The sequence below is a fragment of the Pallidibacillus thermolactis genome (assembly GCF_025660415.1).
Taxonomy (GTDB): Bacteria; Bacillota; Bacilli; order Bacillales; family Caldibacillaceae; genus Pallidibacillus; species Pallidibacillus thermolactis.
The window spans coordinates 1-18,017 of the sequence record NZ_JAOUSE010000009.1; the positions used below are offsets into that span (position 1 = coordinate 1).

Below are 18,017 nucleotides of genomic sequence, written 5' to 3' on the forward strand. Positions count from 1 at the left end.
GGCTGGAATACAAGTTTCTTTTGTTTCTTTTTGGGTTGATTTCCATTTTCAATTATTCCCTCTAGAGCTAGTTCCATTTGCATGTTATAATTTGTTTGAATAGTCATTTGATTATTCATAAAAGATCGTCCTTTCTGTTGAATGTTGTCTCGTCAACTTCATTCTACAAAAAAGGACGATTTTTTTGTACCATTAAATAGCAAAAAGGCTAGACCGAAGGTCAATTAAAAATTGACTTTTCGGACAGCCCCTCTTTATTATAATGAATAAAATATAGAGCTGCCCACAGCAGCTCATTTAACATTCCCAAAGAAAATATTAATTAAAAGCTGGTTGTTTATCACCGTGTTCCGTCACTTTCACTTTATCCACATCAACATCCGTTAACCGTAGTACTTCATTTGTTAACTGTTGAACTTCACGTAAAAGATCAAGATTATCAATTAATGATGCGCCATAAGAAGGGATCATTTCTTTTATTTTTGGTTCCCATTCGTTTAAATATTGTGGGAAACATTTTTCTATCACTTGAAGCATAATGTGAACAGCTGTCGAAGCACCTGGAGAAGCTCCTAATAGTGCAGCAATCGATCCGTCAGCTGCGCTAATAACTTCCGTACCAAATTGTAACGTACCTTTTCCACCGGCTTCTGTATCTTTAATAATTTGCACACGTTGACCAGCAATCACAATATCCCAATCCTCAGATTTTGCTACAGGAATAAATTCGCGCAATTCCTCAATCCGTTTTTCTTTCGTTAACAATAATTGTTGTATTAAATATTTAACTAATGCAAAGTTTTTTCCGGCAGATGCTAATAATGTTAAGAAGTTATGTGGCTTCACCGATGCAAGTAAATCAAATAATGAGCCTGTTTTTAAGAATCTTGGTGAGAATCCAGCAAACGGTCCAAACAACAATGCTTTTTTACCATCAATATAACGTGTATCTAAGTGTGGAACTGACATTGGTGGAGCACCAACTTTTGCCTTTCCGTACACTTTAGCATGATGTTGTTCAACAATCTCTTGATTTTTACAAACTAAAAATAGTCCACTAACCGGGAAGCCTCCAATCCCTTTGCCTTCTGGAATTCCTGACTTTTGTAACAAATGAATACTTGCACCACCAGCTCCAATAAATACAAAGTTCGCCTGATGGTATTCGACATCACCATTTGTAAGATTTTTCACTTTTAGTTCCCAAGAACCGTCACTTAAGCGTTTAATATTGCTCACATGATGATTGTAATGTACTTCTGCACCTTGACTTTGTATATTTTGAATTAAGAATTCTGTCAAAGCACCAAAGTTTACATCAGTACCTGAGTCAATTTTCGTTGCTGCTATCGGTTCATTGTCCGTGCGTCCCTCCATAATAAGCGGAACCCATTCTTTTATCTTTTTCGGATCATCTGAAAACTCCATTCCTGCAAATAAAGGATTCTTAGATAATAGTTCAAATCGTTTCTTTAAAAATTGCACATTACTCTCGCCATGCACTAAACTCATATGTGGCAACGGACGAATAAAATCTTGCGGATTTTGGATTAAGTTATTTTTCACTAAATAAGACCAAAATTGTTTCGAAACTTCAAATTGTTGGTTTATATTAATTGCTTTTGTAATATCAATTGAACCGTCCGGTTTCTGCGGAGTATAATTTAATTCGCATAACGCGGCATGCCCTGTTCCAGCATTGTTCCAAACGTTCGAACTTTCTTTACCAGGTTTATCTAGTTTTTCAAAAACTTTAATACTCCAGTCCGGTGCTAATTCCTTAAAAAATGTCCCCAATGTTGCACTCATGATACCGGCGCCAATCAAAATAACATCTGACTTCGATTGTGTATCACTCATTTTATCGTTCCCCTTATCCCCTAAGATTTCCAAAAAATGTAAGCGCTATAACAAAGACGTACAAAAATAAACTTTAATAAATAGAATGTAAGAATAAATGACTTTAAATAAGATAAACCTTTGTCAAACCTTATTAGTGCGACTTTCAACTCACAGTTTTTAGTGTAACACTACTGTTTAAATATTAAAATATTTATATACTAAAATATTTTTACTATAATTATAAAATAGTTTTCTCCTTTTTGAAAGTTTTATGAAGTTTTTGTGAAAAATGAGGAAAAAGCAATAAAAATTTGTAATTTAAGTAGAAAAATCGTACGTCTTCTTTCTAACCCAATTCAAATTTTATTTTTTCCGTGTCTAATCATCTGTATATTAGCATTTTTATTCTTTAAAATATGAACTATTCCTCTTTAATACTCAATCTAGAGTGAACAATCTTGATAGTATTTTAACATAGTCTCAAAACGAGCTTTTAAAATCCCCTTTTCAATTATATTTGTTTGAGTCTTTTGACAAAACGTTTAGCTGCATGCGATAGGGGAACATTTTTTAAATAACAAATACCGATGCTCCGTTTCGGGATATCTTTTTCGAGTCTCAACTCATATAATTCACCTTTATCCAAATAACGTTTGGAGAATTCCTTAATAACGCAAGCGATACCTAAATTAATTTTGGTAAATTCAAGAAGTAAATCATAAGATCCTAATTCAAAAGAAGGGGAGATTTGCAAACCTTGCTTTTTAAAAAAGTTTTCAACATACATACGCGAGTTTGAATTTTTCTCTAAAAAAATAAGTGGTAATTTCATCAATTCCTCATAACTGATTGTATGTTCTGCTAGTCGTTTATATTTTTCTCCACAAACAAAAATATCTTGAATTTCTTTACAAGGGATAATTTCAAGCTGATCATCGTTAATCGGTAAATTACAAATGCCTAAATCCGCTTGTCCAGATTTAATAAATGTACAAATTTCTGATGTTGTTCCATTAATAATGGTTAGTTTTAATCCAGGATATTTAAAATGAAACTCCTCTAAATATGGCAATAAATAGTAACGTGAAATTGTATCGCCAACAGCAATACGCAATTCACCGGTTTTTAGACGTTTAAATTCAAGAAGTTTGTCTTCCGCAACATCAATGATGGCTAAAGCAGAATGGACATGTTCTTGTAATAACTTTCCTTCATTTGTAAGTTCAATTCCTCTAGGAGTACGATGGAAAAGTTGTATTTCGAGTTCCTTTTCTAATTTAAAGATTGCTTGACTTACAGCAGATTGGGTCATATACAATTCTCTTGCAGCTTCGGAGAAACTCTTACATCTACTGACAGTGTTAAAAATTCGATACAAATCTAATTTCCCTAACATATAAGTCCCCCTTATATCTGATATTACTATTATTAATTTTACTAATATCCGTTTTCAAAGTATAGTAAGTATTGTAAGAAAACATTACAAAACATAAGAAAGGATAAACTATGTTCATTAGTTAAAAACTTTCTTGATGTTAATGTTAAAAACTATAATTAAATTCAAGGAGCGATTCATTTGGAAAGAGCAGTTGGAACCGTAGTACGTGGTTTACGTGCACCCATCATTAATCAAGGTGACGACATTGAACAAGTTGTTGTTGATACTGTTTTAAATGCAGCTAAAACTGAAGGATTTTCAATTAACGATCGGGATATCGTAACGATCACTGAGTCTATCGTTGCTCGTGCTCAAGGAAATTATGCTTCTGTGGATGATATTGCTACAGATATAAAAGCAAAATATGGAGATAAAACAATAGGTGTTATTTTCCCTATTCTTAGTCGTAACCGTTTCTCGTTAATCTTAAAAGGAATTGCGAAAGGCGCTAAAAAAATTGTTTTAATGTTAAGTTACCCATCAGATGAAGTTGGTAACCATTTAGTTAGCATTGATGAACTTGATGAGAAAGGTATTAATCCGTGGACAGATGTTTTAACAGAAAAAGAATTCCGTGCACACTTTGGTTATCAAAAACATCCCTTCACAGGTGTAGACTATATTGAATATTATCGTAGTATTATTGAAGAAGAAGGGGCAACATGCGAAATTATTTTCTCTAATAATGCTAAGACAGTTTTACAATATACAAAACACGTGCTAGCATGCGACATCCATTCTCGTCATCGTACGAAACGGATCTTGAAAAATAGTGGAGCCGAAACAGTTTATGGTTTAGATGATCTTTTAAATAAACCGGTTAATGGTAGTGGATTTAACGAAGCCTATGGCCTACTTGGTTCTAATAAAGCAACAGAGAAAACAATTAAACTTTTTCCAAACAATTGTCAACCGATTGTTGAAGATATTCAACAAAAGTTAAAAACTGCCACTGGTAAGACGGTTGAAGTAATGGTTTATGGAGACGGGGCTTTTAAAGATCCTGCAGGTAAAATTTGGGAACTGGCTGACCCTGTCGTATCTCCTGCATATACTTCTGGTCTTGAAGGCACCCCAAATGAAATTAAATTAAAATATTTAGCAGACAATAATTTCCCTCATTTAAAAGGGGAAGAGCTGCAAAAAGCAATTGCCAAATACATTCAAAATAAAAAAGAAGACCTTGCTGGTTCAATGGAATCACAAGGAACAACTCCACGGCGTTTAACAGATTTAATTGGATCTTTGTCCGATCTAACTTCAGGTAGTGGAGATAAAGGAACACCGATTATTTATATTCAAGGCTATTTTGATAATTATACGAAATAATCTTACAAAAGGTACCTCTTGGAAAAACCGATAATAAAGAGGTACCTTTTTTATAATTCCCATTCAACATGATATAGGATAGTACAGGGTTTCCTATATGTTGCCCTTTCGTAAAAGGATATGGATATATTTTTATACAAATTCCCACATATCCCAAGGTTTTCTTTTAGGTGGGGTACTAATTGTCCGAAGCGGTTCTTTTCTCACCGGATGTTCAAGTTCAAGTGAATAGGACCATAATGCTATTTGCTGGCCAGGTTTTGTTAAATGTTGACCATATTTTTGGTCACCAAATATTGGGTGTCCAATATGAGACAGTTGCACACGAATTTGATGAGGTCGACCAGTATGTAATTTTACGGATAAAAGAGATAATCCTTCTTTCGTATCTAATACTTCATAATCGAGCACTGCTTTTTTCCCCTTTGGATGATCACGTGAGACAACCGAAACTTTATTTCTCCGTTTATCCTTCAAGAGATAATGTACAAGTTGTCCTTTTTCTTGATCTGGTGTTCCATGAACGACTGCTAAATACTTTCGTTCAATTACATTTCTACGAAGCATATCCGATAATCTTGAAGCCGCCTTGGACGTTTTTGCAAATACGAGCGCACCGCCAACAGGACGATCTAAGCGATGAACGAGCCCTAAGTAAACATTACCAGGTTTCTTGTAACGAATTTTTATATCTTCTTTTAAAATGGTTAATAAATCTGGATCACCACTGTTATCTTCCTGCACCGGCACATTCATTGGCTTTTCCACTACTAACAGATGATTATCCTCATATAATATAGATATTTTCATTATTCAGTCTCCTTACATGATGTTGTCTTTATCATAACACGATTAATAAACCATCGCTATACGCCATCTTAACGCAATTGGAGATGGTAAAATAAACAACAATCATATTGATTCTATCCATATAAGACCATATCTTTGATAAAATAGATGACCGTTGTGACTATTATTACACTAAAGATTGACGACATTACCACAACTTGTGCTGCATATTGAGGTTAATTTTCATACTCTAAAGCAAGTACAAAAATTGAACGGATTTTGGTATTCCATTATCATCGTAATTATTATACTTTTAAATCCATTTCTTGAAGTGATCCTACTTAATTCCAATGTAATAAAATATTATAAAAAGTGACCGTTTTTTTCGGTCACTTTTTTGTAACTGATTAATTCATATATTTATTTAAAACATTTTCAATCTGTTGATTAAGTTCATGAATGTCTACTTCATGAACAGAGGAATTATCAATTTTATACTTCCTTTTTAATTTAAGGATTCTTGTCACACTCTCATCAATTCTTTCCTCTGATATTTCTCCCGCTTCAACTGCGGTTTTCAATGATGAGATCACCTTTATGATATTTTCATAATGATGAGCAACCATAATAATATCAGTTCCAGCTTTAATGGACTCTACGCTTGCATCAACAATATCATAATGATCTGTTATAGCTTCCATCGTCATATCGTCTGTAATCACGACTCCTGAAAATCCTAATTTTTCTCTTAAAAGTTCGGTAATGACTACTTTTGACATCGAGGAAGGAAATTTTTCATCCAATTTTGGTAGTAGAATATGAGCAATCATAACCATATCTGCACCTTCATTAATTGCATTTTCAAAGGGAATTAACTCAAGTGCTTCCAGCTCTTCTAATGTTTTATTAACAACAGGAAGTTCCAAATGTGAATCTACGGACGTATCGCCATGACCAGGAAAATGTTTTATTGTAGGTATAATATTTTCATCCTGAATGCCTTTCATCGTTTGAATGCCTAACTTGCTAACGAGATCAGGATTATTTCCAAATGATCGATCACCAATAACAGGATTGTTTGGATTGCTATTAATATCAAGCACAGGAGCAAAATTCACATTAAATCCAAAAGACCTTACTAATTTTCCTAAGATATTCCCATATTCAAATGAAAAATCAGAATTATTTATTTCTCCAATTTCTAAATTCGTAGGTAAAGCTTTTAAATCACCAGGTATCTTGGCAACTCTTCCTCCTTCTTGATCAATTCCAAAAAATAAAGGAATGTTATCGGTATTTTCCGCTTTAAGCTGATTAATGTAATTCACCGTTTGAGAAGGACTAGTAATATTATGTATATTAAAAATAATACCTCCAACTTTATAATCATGGATTAACTGTTTTTCTTCATCACTTAATTCTGTCCCAGAAACACCGGCAAAAATAAGCTGTCCCAATTTTTCATCCAAGCTCATATGCTCAAGTTGTTCTGTTACGTCCGTTTCCTTGTTTTCTTCACGTGTTTTCATGGCTACAACTGAAATATGATGTACGTTAGGATTAGGTTTATCATCTGTCGGTTTATCCAGTACCCACTTAAGTTGAAACGCTTCATTTACTTTATAAATTAATATGATTTGGTCATAATCTTGATCTTGATAATATTTAACTTCCTGCGGTTCACCTAGGCTATCCAATATCTGCTCATAATGGATTTTTTGTAATTTTTCATGATATGAACGCAAATCTACAATAATGGAATTCTGATAACCAATCGTAACATCCTTGTTCGGGTAATTAGCATAATCAGCCACTGTAGTTCGATCAAGTTGTTTTGGCTCACCAAAAGCTTCGATAACCTCATTTTTTTCCGTTTGCCCAGCTACAAAGGGAGTATCAATAATCATGCCGTCTTTTGCTTTTGAAAATATCTCGTCAATAGTATAAGTTTCTTCCGAGTTTTCACCCTCGTCTGTATTTTGCGCTTCTTCATTTGTTGAAGGGGATTGGTTTTGTCCTGGTTCATCTTTCCAAAAAATTAAGTATATGACTGTCAAAAGAACTAAAATGAATAAGATTATGAGTGATATTTTTTTAAACATATTAACCTCCAGCATGTAGATTTTTCTACTATAGATATTAGACTATTTATTCTATTCGTATGTTACTTTTTATCATTTTATCTTAATTCTGTTCCGATGCTAAAAAATAATGATGTTATTAGCTTTAATCGATACTAAACCAAAACAGGCATATTTTACATTAAGCTTTATTAATATTAATTAAGGCGAAGAGGGGGGAGATAAAAAAATGGAATGTCATCAACACAGGGAGGTTTTATGGGAGCAAAATGGATTAAACTTTCTGTTCTTTATTTAGTTTTTGGGATTGGTGTTGGTTTATTTATGTCATTGACACTAAAGCTAAATTGGGGATCTGCACATGCCCATGTAAACTTAGTAGGATTTGCAACCACTGCAATATTCGGCATTATTTATAGCATTTATCCAAGCGCCTCAAAAAATTCCTTAGGGAAGGTACATTTTTGGCTTCATCACTTAGGGGTACCTGTATTTTTGCTCAGTGTTTTTCTCGTTCAAGTACCAGGTATGCTTGACACTGCACATATTCTAACTTATCTCGGTGGAGGCGCATTTGGGTTAGGAGTTATCGTTTTTATCATAAATGCTTTAAAAAATATAGATGAGTCATCTGTAATGAAGAATGGAAAATAATCCTTTGCATTAAGTGAAAGAAAAAAGGGGCTGTAAAAGGTCAGTCCCTTATATTCAAAAGTAACAAAACGATCTAGCAAATCGATATTCTAGGTAATCAGTTATAACTGCATTAAATTAACGTTTCATTGCATAAAACTGACGGTGGAGTTGGTGTACTTGTTCTGCTAATTCAGGTACAGGGCCATCTACTACGACATCCCGAATGACATCTTGAATCGGAAGATTGCGAACCCGTGATGGAGCTACCCCCATTTTATTCAACCATTGGGCTAACTGTTTAGAAGAACTTGCATAAACAATCCTCCCTAAGCCAACCCAACCGTGGGCTGCTGCACACATCGGACAATGTTCACCAGAAGTATATACCGTGGCTTTCATTCTTTCTTCAGCTGTCATGTGATTAGCAGCCCATCGCGCTATAGCAAACTCAGGATGTTGCGTATGGTCCCCGCTTGCTACATGATTATGATCTTCAAAAAGCACCTCTCCATCTGCTGAGACAAGAACGGATCCAAAGGGTTCATCACCTTTTTCCAGTGCCGTTTTGGCGAGTTCAACACAACGACGCAAGTGCTGTAAATCGATATCACTTATCACAATCCCTGTCCCCCCATAAAAAAATTTTATACTTTCTTCACAAATTGAGATTTTAATTGCATTGGCCCAAATCCAGAAATTTTGCAATCAATATCATGATCCCCATCAACTAAACGAATATTTTTTACCTTCGTTCCTTGTTTTAATACAGATGAACTTCCTTTTACCTTTAAGTCTTTAATAATGACAACTGTATCCCCATCATTTAAAATATTTCCGTGAGCATCCTTTACAATTTGTTTATCGTCATTAGTTTCCTCTTCTTGATTTAACGTCCACTCATAAGCACACATTGGACAAACTAAAAGGTTCCCGTCCTCATATGTATATTCAGAATGACATTTTGGACAATTTGGTAAATTACTCATTCTATCATTTTCTCCTTTTAAAAGATGTATTCATTACTATAATACAAGCTTTTATAAGAAAGACAAATCACGATTATATTTTGACCAGAAAAAAGGTACCGTCGTCTTATATATATGGGGTTTAAATGAATAACAATCCCTTTAAATATAAGGGGTAAGATCTCTCAGCCAGTAAAATATGTCACCAACCAAAAGAAAGAGGGACTTGTAAAATCCCCCTCTTACTCCAACATCCTGCTAGCTTTCGTTTTTTCATATGCAGCTTCAATACGTTCAGCAAGTAATGGTTTTAAGAGTGCCCCAACAAGAAGTGCAAGAACCATAAAAATGAGTAATATGCTTATATATTTCACCACAAGAACAGGAATAGCTCCAGCAACGGCTTCTCGTAACAAATTTATCGCGTAAGTAAATGGTAAGAAAGGATGAATTGCTTGGAAAAATGGTGGCGTAACATCAATTGGGAAGGTGCCTCCGCTACTCGATAATTGTAGCACGAGAAGGATAATCGCAAGCCCTTTACCAATATTTCCGAAAATAGATACGAGTGTATAAACGATTGTCATTAATACTATAGAGATTAACATGGAAAACACAACAAAGAAAACTGGATGCTTTGTGTAAACCCCAAGTAAAAGTAAATTTCCTACACTAACAATAAGGCTTTGTAAAATTCCAATAATCAAGAAAATAATTAGCTTTCCAAAATATACATGACGTAATGTATATTCCTTTCGCATATCTATAGGGTGCACGTTAGTGGAAATTAAATTTGATAATAATAACGCTCCTACCCAAATACTTAATGTCGTATAAAATGGTGCATTCGCTGATCCATAATTCGGTATTTCAAATAAGTGTTCTTCTTTTAAGTCAACTGGATTGGCAAAAAATTCACTTTCTTTATCAAGATCATTTCGTAATAAGACAATCAACTTATTTATTTGGTCCTCTTCTTCAATTTTCTTAAAGCGATCGGCTAACTCATCTATTACATGTTCAAATTCAGGTAAATACTCACGACTATACCTATTTATATCATGTAATGAATTTTTCACTTTAGGAGCCTTTTCTGTTAATAATGTCGCAATATTTTTATACTTCTCTTTCATTTTTGGATAATCAGTCTTCATCATATGTGCTACATTATGAACAAGCTTTTCAAAGGAAGGCAATTTTTCATTCACAAATTTAGCCAAATTTTCAATAGTATTGACCACTTTTGGAAGTTCTTCCTCTGTTATATCTACGAGTTTATTTACTTTAGCTTCCACATCTGGGAGTTCATTAATGAGTCTTTCAATCGTTTCTCCGCTTTTATTTACGATATCGTTAGATAAATTTAATACATTCCCCAATGATTCTAATTCAGAATACAAATTTTCTAATCCACTATTTGACTGTTCAATCCGCTCCATTAGATCCATAAAAGCTGTAGTCAGGTTTTTTCCTTGTTCGCTGTTTAACATGTTCATCAATGTTGTAGAAGCTTCTTTCACAGCCTGGTTCTTTTCACGAATTTCTTTTAATTTTTCTGAGTTAAAGTTTCCGTTATTGATTTCATTTTGCAGTGAATTAACTGATTGTTGAAGAGTCTCCATTTTGTTACGTAAAACAGTTAGCTTATCTATCATATCTTGGATTTGTTCATTTTGCTGTTTTTGATTCATAAGCTCATAGTACTTTATGATTTGATCAATCACTGCAATTTGATTTGTTAATTGTTCATTTAAATTTGTAACATATTTCGTGGCCTCTTCAAGCGAATCTTTATTATAAAACTCTTCAATAACTTGATCTGTCAATGTTGCGGTTTCACTGATAAACTGGATTTGCTGAAGGAAAATTTCGCTCATTGTCGAGTCTGTTTTAGCAGCTTGTTCCTTTAGTGATTCAACAATTTGCAAAAATTCCTCTGCATACTCTCTGTTTTCCTCTAAAACAGGAATCAAATTTTGCATTTGTGCAATCTTCTCTTTTGCTACATTTGCTTTTTCTAGACCATCTTTTAATTGCTCTCCCACTTCAGTAAAGCGATCTCGAAAAATCGTTAGTTTTTCAACTGCTTTTTCCAGTTCTGGTATAGACTGTTCGATCTTTAAGACTTCATTTCCTATCTGGTTTATCTTCGGCAATTGCTCTTCTAGACGGAAAATGTATTCCGCACCTTTGTCTATCTGAGGAAAATAATCTTGTAATCCAATAAATTGTTCTATACGATTATCAATCTTATCCCAGTTTTCTTCTATTTCCATTAAACTTTCTGCAAAATGATTAATTTCAGGGAAGCTTTTGTGTATTTCATCGACTATTCTTTTTATTTTACGCATTGTTGGAAGTTCTTCTTCCATCTTGATACCAAGCTTATCTAATTGCTCAAGAAGAGCCTTTGACGTTTCTTCAATCAATTTGTCATTTATTTTTGAAACAACCGCATTTGCTCCAGCCGACGTCATCTTAGGAGCAATTGCATTCATTTTTTCATTCACTTGATATACTATTTCCGCTTGCGTCGGATTCCCATCAAGAACCTTAACTAAATTACTAGAAAAGTTTTTATCAATATAAATGGCAGCATACAAATTCCCTAATTTTACACCTTTTTCTGCTTCACGTTTCGAAATAAAATTCCATCCGAAATCTTGATTCTCTTTCAAACTATGAACAATCTCTTCACCAATGTTAATGGATTCTCCCTCTATTTCCGCTCCCTCATCTTCATTAACAACGGCTATTTGAATCCCCTTCGTATTTGCATAGGGGTCCCATGTAGACTCTAAGTTAAACCACGCATAAAGGGCAGGTAATACAGCAATTGCTAATAAAATTAAAGCAAACAATGGAACTCTTTTTATATTTCTTAAATCCTGCTTAAAGATATTGATAACATTCCTCATAGCATCCTCCAATAAAACTATGAATATGACTAGAATAGTTCTTTGGTCAATTTATTTAAAAAATATAGATCATATTTCGATATTCCCTCATTTAGCAAGAACTATGCCAATTGTTAATAGTCTTCATTTTTCATTCCAATTCCCTGAATAAAATATGTATTGATAAGTTCTGCAATTTGATCTTTATCTAATGGTTCATGACGTTCTTTCCAGTCATTAACCAGGTTTACGTACATTTTAAACATTAAAAAGGATGTTATTTTTGGATCACATTTCCGTAATTCTCCACGTTCAATCGCGGTTTCGATTTTTACTTCAATAAATTCACAAATTTCATCTTCTACAGATTTCATTGCTGCAATGACTTCAGGAGTTCCGATTTCCTTTACCTCTTGAGAAAGTTTAATCATTAATTCATGTTCTGATTGAAATTTAGTTATAGTATGTAGAACTTCATTAAAGCTTTTAATAAACGGCTGTCTTCGTGGAATTGCACTTTCTGCAACATCTCTCATTTCAACGACAAATAAATCTATAATTGCTTTTAGCATTTCTTCTTTAGAAGAAAAATATGTATAAATTGTTCCCTTACCTACTTGTGCAATTTTTGCAATTTGATCCATCGTTGTTGCTTTATAACCAAAGTGACTAAAGGATGTCTTTGCGGCATTAATGATTTTTAACTTTTTGTCATTCATCCTTATTGAACCTCCGTTTTTCGACTAAAATACGTAATTGGTCATTAGTCAGTTTAACATTACGGAAAGCATGGAGCAAGTAAAAAATAGTAGGGGCTGTCCAGAAATTAAGTATCTAGTAGATTTTTTTGTTTCATTGACGCGATCATCGAGAGCACAGCACCCGCCTTCTCGACGCGGACACACGTTTATAGACTTTTGGGCAGAACACTTACGCTTTCTCCACAAGAGCTTTTCCTGTTCCTGCTGTACTGAATATGCTTCGTCGGTTCTACACAAGCAGGGACTACGTATGTCGTCGCTATATCTACTTGAACATCTACTACTTTTGACTTTTTGGACAGCCCCACTAGAATTCAAAAAACATAAAAAATTTAAGACTTCTTTTTCAAAAAGATATGAAATCTTAATGAAAAATAATGATCATTACTATTACAATCGCTAATATAGAAACTAAATAACCCCCATCTCTTAATGCCACTTTTGTTGTTCGATAATAGGTTCTGTTTTTTGCTCTGCTAAATCCACGGGCTTCCATTGCAATCGCAATGCGTTCAGATTTCCTAATTCCTTGTGTAAACATCGGGACAGCATAACTTAAAAACATTTTCCAACCATTTTTTTCTTTATATCCTCTCACTTTATGAGCCATTTTCAGCTGATTTAATTCCGATTGGAATAAGGGGATAAAACGAATCCCTGCTAATAGTCCATATGCCCACTTCGGTGAAAGTTTACATTGATGGATTAAACTCATAATAAACAATGTCAAGTTGGTTGTAGAGGTAAATAATAATCCATACGTGACAAAAGCTAACATACGAAAAGCGATCGTCAAACCATGATTTATACTTTCTTGTGTCACATGAAACCACGCCCATTGCCAAATCGTTTCCTGCCCTTTTCCAAAGGCTGCCATCATCCAAAAAATTAAAATAAAAATCCAAAAAAAGGGACATAACCTTTTTAATAAATACGAAATTGTCCATCCTCCTAAAAAAAGACCGATAAGGACGGCTAGAAACCATATTAAGAACGTCACTTTAACATCGGTAATGACCATTAATAGTAACATCACAAGTACATGGGAAAATAGCTTGCACGTGGGATTTATAGTAGCTAAGAATGAATGATTTACCTTCATACTAAAATCTCTTCCCTTCGTTCATGCATCAACTGATAATGAAGAGGTGGTATGATTTTCGTTTTTTGTAATATATCCTGGTTACTAAATAAACCAAATGGCGTTCCTTGATAGGCCATTTTCCCTTTATTCAAAAGCAAGACTCGATCGGAATATCGATCTACCAGATCCATATCGTGGGTTACCATAATAATTGTTGTTCCTTGTTTCTGTCTTTCTTTTAATTGTTTCATCAGTTTATATGTCGTTTTTTCGTCTTGACCAAATGTTGGCTCATCAAGCAATAATAATGCTTGATCAAACAATAACATAGTTGCTACACTTAACCTCCGCTTTTGCCCAAAACTAAGTATAAAAGGATGTTCGTTCTCATGGTCTTCCAACCCGAACTCTTGTATCAGCCTCTTTGTTTTGGCATATATTAATTCTTCTGGCCAATTTCTCTGGCTTCCTCCAAAAGCAATTTCTTCAAATACTGTGTCAGCTATAAATTGATGTTCCGGATTTTGAAAGACAAAACCTACTTGTTCATACAATTCACGATCTGACCAATTCGTTAGTTCCTTACCCTGAATAAATATGTTTCCTTTTTTTATTGGTTCCAAGCGGATAAGACTTTTCAGTAAAGTGCTTTTTCCACTTCCATTTTCTCCAACAATGGAGATCCATTCTCCTTTGTCTATTGCTAGATTAATTTCTTTTACAATAGACTTCCTTCCGTATCCAATTGTCACATTTTCTGCCGAAATGATCGGATTTTCAATTTTATAATCTTTTATTGCAGTCTGACACTTTGATTTAAATTGTTTCGATAATTTGATGGATAATGGATGAGAAGGATTTTCAATAACCTCAATCCACTTGCTTGGATAAAGTTTCGGACGCCAAATTCCCGCTTCTTTCATTTCATTAGTAAAATGATGGATAATGTCCTCGGGCTCTCCATCTCCAATCACATTTCCGCCCTCATTTAACATAATAATCCGATCCATCCACTCAATACAGCCGTCTAACATATGTTCAACAAAAATCATTGTTTGATTTGTTTTTTGAGATAGTCGGTGTAATATTTCAAGTATTTCTTTCCTGCCAGCTGGATCTAACTGAGCAGTTGGTTCATCAAAGAACAGCACCTCTGGCTCCAAGGCTAGTAAACAAGCTAAAGCTAGTCTTTGTTTCATTCCGCCTGATAATGTATCGATAGGGGTTTTCTTATCTACTTTTAAACCGACTTGATTCATTAAATTAGAGATAATATTGTCCATTTCGGTTTGAGGAACGGATCGGTTCTCAAGGCTAAATGCAATCTCTTCATCCACATGCAACATACAAAATTGAGAGTCAGGATCCTGAAACATAATTCCCACATTATCTCTCAGAAATACTTGTCCTGTTACTTCTGCTTCTATATACTCTGGAATGATCCCAGCGAGAGTGGAAATCAAAGTTGATTTCCCACCTCCGCTTGGTCCAAGTATCAATACCTTTTCTCCTTTATTAATAGATAGCGTAATATTTTTCAATATGTGTTCTGAACGGTTATAATAACGGACAGAAAGATCATTACAGCCCAGAAACATGTCCATTGGCATCTTCCTTTTTTCTTTTTTCTTTCATAATTGCATATTGTTCTAACACACCTGTTTTTGCCAATGTATCTACTACTACTTTTGCTAACCAACCGCCAAGAATCATACCGCTGATAATATGAATACCTAACGTAGTTAATAATACCTCTGTCGAGTAATATCCAAAACCTTTTGCCAACAAATTATAAATCATTCCAAAAACGGCCGCCAAAGCACCAGAAAGCATTAAAGTAAAAAGGTTATATCGCTTGTATCTGAATATGGCAAAAGCAATTTCAGAACCAATCCCTTGAAATAGTCCTACTAATAAGGCAGCTAATCCAAAATGACTTCCTGTAAATAATTCCACTGCTGCAGCCGTAACTTCTGCGACAAATGCCGCACCTGGTTTACGAATGATATAGGCAACAATAGGACTAGCGATCACCCAGATGCCAAACATAAAACTGGCACCGACAGGCCCAATTACAGCAGAAATCGGAATCCAAAGTGTAGACCAGCCTAAATAGATCACACCACAAATTACTGATAAAATAACCGCTAAGACGATTTCTTTCATTTTCCAAGTCAAGATTGTATTACCTCCATTTTTACAGGCCAATCCTCAAGTTTATAAGCCATATCCCAAAACATATATTCAAGCTGACAGCTAAGTAAGAAATGTTCCTTCATTTTTTCTTTTTCTATGTTTGTCGCTTCCTTTACCAGTTCATCAAGCCGTGCACAAAACTTTGTTGTGATTGAATCGGTCCGATTGCCATAGAAATGGATCCATTCATAAAATGGATGTGAACGGTCTGGGTTCACTTCTGTTAATAATCGCTTCCCTATTTCCCAGTAAGTCCACGGGCACGGCAATAAAACTGCAATAATTTCACCCAATGTCCCTTCATGAGCAACCGTCAGCATATGCCGTATGTATTGATGTGCGGTTGGAGACAATGGGTACCCTTGTAATTCTTCGTATTTGACATCTGCAACTTGACAAAAGTTATGATGTGGATGTGTTTCACTATTCAAAATAAAAGAAATTTGCTTATTAAACATTTCCATATCCTTACGATCTTTACACTTTGAAATTGCCATTCCATAGATTCGTATAAAGGCATTTAAATACTCAAAGTCTTGCTTTACATAATGAATTAGTTGTTCCTTCTTTAAATCTCCATTTGCTATTCCCTGTACAAATGGATGCTCAAAAATAGCATTAAAAATCGGATCTGCTTCTTTTCTCAGTTCTACAGAAAAACTCATGTTTATTTATGCCTCCTTATTAGTTATAGTGGAAGACGCTAGTTAGGAAGCAATTGCAGAATAAAGACATAAAAAAACCGCACCAAAATGGAGCGGCAGAATACTTTTAAATATACTCTTGCACGGACTCCACTTCCCTACGCTAGTATGAACTAGATCAGGTTCAAAGGGTCCGGGATACTTCCCGTCTCAGCCGAAAGGCTCCCCTAGTGTCTTCCTATACATTCCTATTCATTTAATTATCACTTTACACACACTTTTCAGTAAAGTCAATACAATCTTACATAAGTTAATAATTTTATTTCACCATACCCTTTGTAAAACACTACAAAATGTTTGAATATTAGGTTCTTCTGAGCGAACCTTTAAGTTAATACAAAACGTAGTAATCGGTTCGGATACAGGTTGAAGGATGGTGATAGAGCCCTCCTCCAACTCTTTTTTTATAATATTTTCTCCTAATATGGCATATCCGGTTCCATTTAATACAGCACTTTTAACCGTTTCATCGCTGCCACCAACCACAATCATAGATTGAGGCTGCAACTTGCTTGTTTTGAAATAGCGGTTAATAATACTACTGAAACTACAATTTTTATCGTAAGAGATAAATGGATACAGACCAAAGATATCTTCCAAACTACGATCTTTGCTAATTTGTGAGGACACAACCAAAAAAGTTTTTTCTTCCTCTAAAAAGATTTGTCTCATATCTATTTCATGAAAATTACCAGCAATGATTGCAATATCTGCAACATGGTCCTTCACACTTTGAATGGCATGTGCACTATTTAATGGTAGAAGATTCACCCGAACGTTCGGATACAATTCCTTATAATGTTTTATAATGTGTGATAACCGCCTTGTACAGTAGTATTCAGATGCTGCTATTGTTAAAATTCCTTTAGGTCCATGCAATTCTTCCATTTCTTTTTCCATTTGGGCAATAAGTGAAAATATCTGATCAACGTGAACCTTTAGCTGTTTTCCAGCAGTCGTTAATACTGTCCTTTTTCCAATTCTTGTAAAAAGGGTATGATTAAGCTCTTTTTCAAGAGATTGTATTTGTAACGTAATGGTGGGTTGTGTGTAGCCTAATTTGTTTGCTGCCTTGGATAAATTCAATTCCTCTGCAACAACTTTGAAGGTTTTTAAATGTCGTAGTTCCATTCCACTACCTCTTTCTTAAAAAACCCCTCTTCGGAAGAATGTAAGTTATCTTAATTATAACATTGCAATAAATTATCTAATGAAATCAAGTATCAATAATGATTTATATTTTATAGACAATTATGATTATTTTAATAATAATATATAAATTTTTTCAATAGTTA

15 protein-coding genes and 1 riboswitch are annotated in these 18,017 nt (G+C 34.3%); of the genes, 2 read left to right on the forward strand and 13 right to left on the reverse strand.

All coding sequences use genetic code 11. The annotated features are described in order from the left end of the window. Positions 1-318: 318 nt before the first annotated feature. Both OEV82_RS05025 and OEV82_RS05030 read right to left on the reverse strand, forming a co-directional pair. Positions 319-1,860 (reverse strand): malate:quinone oxidoreductase, encoded by a 1,542-nt coding sequence (locus tag OEV82_RS05025; RefSeq protein WP_173661147.1) that lies wholly within the window; start codon positions 1,858-1,860, stop codon positions 319-321. Between the two features lie 493 nt (positions 1,861-2,353). Then, complete coding sequence (locus OEV82_RS05030; protein ID WP_263061227.1) at positions 2,354-3,238, reverse strand: LysR family transcriptional regulator; 885 nt, start codon at positions 3,236-3,238, stop codon at positions 2,354-2,356. Positions 3,239-3,418: 180 nt separating this feature from the next. Between OEV82_RS05030 and OEV82_RS05035 the strand changes: the two genes are divergently transcribed. Then, positions 3,419-4,609, forward strand: a complete 1,191-nt coding sequence (locus OEV82_RS05035; RefSeq protein WP_263061228.1) for a coenzyme F420-0:L-glutamate ligase — start codon at positions 3,419-3,421, stop codon at positions 4,607-4,609. A 132-nt stretch (positions 4,610-4,741) separates the two neighbouring features. Here the strand turns inward: OEV82_RS05035 and OEV82_RS05040 are convergent, their stop codons facing one another. Then, on the reverse strand, positions 4,742-5,419 hold the full coding sequence (locus OEV82_RS05040) for an RluA family pseudouridine synthase (RefSeq protein ID WP_173661153.1): 678 nt from the start codon (positions 5,417-5,419) through the stop codon (positions 4,742-4,744). 386 nt (positions 5,420-5,805) lie between these two features. Continuing rightward, positions 5,806-7,500, reverse strand: a complete 1,695-nt coding sequence (nagZ, locus tag OEV82_RS05045) for a beta-N-acetylhexosaminidase (protein ID WP_263061229.1) — start codon at positions 7,498-7,500, stop codon at positions 5,806-5,808. A gap of 213 nt (positions 7,501-7,713) precedes the next feature. On the opposite strand from nagZ, the gene OEV82_RS05050 reads away from it, so the two are divergent. Next, positions 7,714-8,133, forward strand: coding sequence for a hypothetical protein (locus OEV82_RS05050; protein ID WP_263061230.1), 420 nt, complete (start codon positions 7,714-7,716; stop codon positions 8,131-8,133). Between the two features lie 117 nt (positions 8,134-8,250). On the opposite strand, the gene OEV82_RS05055 is transcribed toward OEV82_RS05050, so the two are convergent. The 9 genes from OEV82_RS05055 to OEV82_RS05095 form a co-directional block, all read right to left on the reverse strand. Continuing rightward, entirely contained in the window at positions 8,251-8,733 is a 483-nt protein-coding gene (locus OEV82_RS05055; protein ID WP_263061231.1) for a nucleoside deaminase, read from the reverse strand. A 26-nt stretch (positions 8,734-8,759) separates the two neighbouring features. After that, entirely contained in the window at positions 8,760-9,101 is a 342-nt protein-coding gene (locus OEV82_RS05060) for a zinc ribbon domain-containing protein YjdM (protein WP_263061232.1), read from the reverse strand. A 221-nt stretch (positions 9,102-9,322) separates the two neighbouring features. Further along, positions 9,323-11,998 (reverse strand): YhgE/Pip domain-containing protein, encoded by a 2,676-nt coding sequence (locus OEV82_RS05065; RefSeq protein ID WP_263061233.1) that lies wholly within the window; start codon positions 11,996-11,998, stop codon positions 9,323-9,325. A 113-nt stretch (positions 11,999-12,111) separates the two neighbouring features. Next, a complete protein-coding gene (locus OEV82_RS05070; RefSeq protein ID WP_263061234.1) occupies positions 12,112-12,696 on the reverse strand; it encodes a TetR/AcrR family transcriptional regulator in 585 nt (194 codons plus the stop codon). A gap of 406 nt (positions 12,697-13,102) precedes the next feature. Next, complete coding sequence (locus tag OEV82_RS05075; protein WP_263061235.1) at positions 13,103-13,840, reverse strand: energy-coupling factor transporter transmembrane component T family protein; 738 nt, start codon at positions 13,838-13,840, stop codon at positions 13,103-13,105. After that, positions 13,837-15,426, reverse strand: a complete 1,590-nt coding sequence (locus tag OEV82_RS05080; RefSeq protein WP_263061236.1) for an ABC transporter ATP-binding protein — start codon at positions 15,424-15,426, stop codon at positions 13,837-13,839. The genes OEV82_RS05075 and OEV82_RS05080 overlap by 4 nt, the downstream gene beginning before the upstream one ends. Next, entirely contained in the window at positions 15,404-16,000 is a 597-nt protein-coding gene (locus OEV82_RS05085) for an ECF transporter S component (RefSeq protein ID WP_263061237.1), read from the reverse strand. The genes OEV82_RS05080 and OEV82_RS05085 overlap by 23 nt, the downstream gene beginning before the upstream one ends. Next, positions 15,997-16,683 (reverse strand): thiaminase II, encoded by a 687-nt coding sequence (tenA, locus tag OEV82_RS05090; RefSeq protein ID WP_263061238.1) that lies wholly within the window; start codon positions 16,681-16,683, stop codon positions 15,997-15,999. Before tenA ends, OEV82_RS05085 begins: the two co-directional genes overlap by 4 nt. A 117-nt stretch (positions 16,684-16,800) precedes the next feature. Beyond that, positions 16,801-16,901: riboswitch (TPP riboswitch) on the reverse strand. Positions 16,902-16,986: 85 nt separating this feature from the next. Continuing rightward, a complete protein-coding gene (locus tag OEV82_RS05095; protein WP_173662278.1) occupies positions 16,987-17,853 on the reverse strand; it encodes a LysR family transcriptional regulator in 867 nt (288 codons plus the stop codon). Between the last annotated feature and the right edge of the window lie 164 nt (positions 17,854-18,017).